2 protein-coding genes are annotated in these 1,810 nt (G+C 33.8%); one reads left to right on the top strand and one right to left on the bottom strand.

Annotated elements, in window-relative coordinates; all coding sequences use genetic code 11:
• Positions 1-186: 186 nt before the first annotated feature.
• Entirely contained in the window at positions 187-768 is a 582-nt protein-coding gene (gene clpP, locus AC2ETI_RS32475) for an ATP-dependent Clp endopeptidase proteolytic subunit ClpP (protein ID WP_001092373.1), read from the top strand.
• A 43-nt stretch (positions 769-811) separates the two neighbouring features.
• On the opposite strand, the gene AC2ETI_RS32470 is transcribed toward clpP, so the two are convergent.
• Positions 812-1,669 carry a glycine betaine ABC transporter substrate-binding protein gene (locus AC2ETI_RS32470; protein WP_001227613.1) on the bottom strand — a complete coding sequence of 286 codons (858 nt, stop codon included), beginning with the start codon at positions 1,667-1,669 and terminating at the stop codon, positions 812-814.
• Positions 1,670-1,810: the final 141 nt, after the last annotated feature.

The raw sequence follows: 1,810 nt of genomic DNA, 5'->3' as shown, positions 1-1,810 counted from the left end.
GATGATATGGAAGTTGTAGTAACGTCTATTCGAGAAGAGAGACCGGAATTATTAACGAAACTGCTTCCGTCAATAGATTTTACTAAGTTACCATCTAAACAGCCAGTCTTATTATTTAATGTGAAACAACCTTCTTCCTACAGTTGTATGCTTTGCGCAGCATAACAAGTATTGGAGGAATTTAAAATGAATACAATTCCATATGTAGTAGAACAAACAAAATTAGGAGAGCGTTCCTATGATATATATTCAAGGTTATTAAAAGACCGCATTATTATTATCGGCTCAGAAATTAACGATCAAGTAGCGAGTAGTGTCGTAGCGCAATTATTATTTTTAGAAGCAGAAGATGCAGAAAAAGATATATATTTATACATCAATAGCCCAGGAGGTTCAACGACAGCAGGTTTTGCAATATTAGATACGATGAATTTAATTAAACCAGATGTGCAAACGCTATGCATGGGCTTTGCGGCATCATTCGGTGCATTGTTATTATTATCAGGAGCAAAAGGAAAACGGTTTGCGCTTCCTAACAGTGAAATTATGATTCATCAGCCGCTTGGTGGTGCACAAGGGCAAGCAACAGAAATTGAAATAACTGCGAAAAGAATATTAAAGTTAAAGCATGATATTAATAAAATGATTGCAGAAAAAACAGGCCAACCGATTGAAAGAGTAGCACATGATACAGAAAGAGATTATTTTATGACTGCAGAAGAAGCGAAGGTATATGGGATTGTAGATGATGTTGTTACGAAAAAATAAGATGAAAAAGGCTAGAGGATATGTTAATTCTCTAGCCTTTTTATTAATCCTTTACCCATTCATCAACTAGCGCTTGATTGTTCTTAATCCATTTTCGTGCCGCTTCTTCGGGATCTTTCGTTTTATTTAACTCGACCATTAATGTACCAAGCTGCTCATCGTTCATTTTCCATTTATCAAAGTATTTTATGATATCCGGGTGATCTTTTTCGAAACCTTTACGAACGGAGTAATAAATGTCATCTTTTTCACCATATACTTTCTTAGGGTCTTTTAAATATTTTAAGTCAAATTCTGAAAAACCCCAATGCGGATTCCAAAGCGTAACAGCGATTGGTTTCTTTTTTGTATATGCTTTCTTTAGTTCACTCATCATCGCAGCTTCAGAAGATTGGACAAGTTTTAGTTTTATATCATATTCTTTCATTGCTTTATTCGTTAAATTCATAAGACTACTACCGGGTTCGATACCGACAATTTTATTATCTAGTTCATCTTTATGAGCATTTAAATCTTCGATACTGTTTATGTTTTTCATATAAGAAGGGACGACTAAACCTAGTCCAGTACCTTCGTACCATTTTGATTTTAAGACAATATCATCTTTATAACGATCGTTTAGCGGTTTATCTGTAACTGGTAGCCATACTTCTAAATTCGCATCAACATCGCCACGAGCGACACCAGTCCAAATTGCGGCTTTTTCTAAATACATGAGCTCAACTTTGTAGCCTTTTTCTTCTAATAAAACTTTCCACATGTTTGCAGTTGCAATATTTTCTTTCCAACTTGTTACACCAAGTTTAATTTTTCCTTTCGAATTTGCATTTGTTGCATTACATGAAGTGAAAATCATAGTAATAAATAATGCAAGGCATATAAACCAAATTTTCTTTCGCATCGAAAACCTCCTAAGTAACGTTTGCCTTATAAAATAAATGTATAAGTAAGCATTCTTATTATGAACGGAAACGAGAATTTTAAAGAAATCTTATGAATGTCATTTTTATGTAATATTTCTTTGTAAAATCGCAACACTATG

The sequence above is a fragment of the Rhodococcus sp. MurmanLake-1 genome (genome assembly GCF_056945715.1).
The sequence above is the reverse complement of the archived record's forward strand: the minus strand, read 5'-3'. Positions and strand labels throughout refer to the sequence as shown.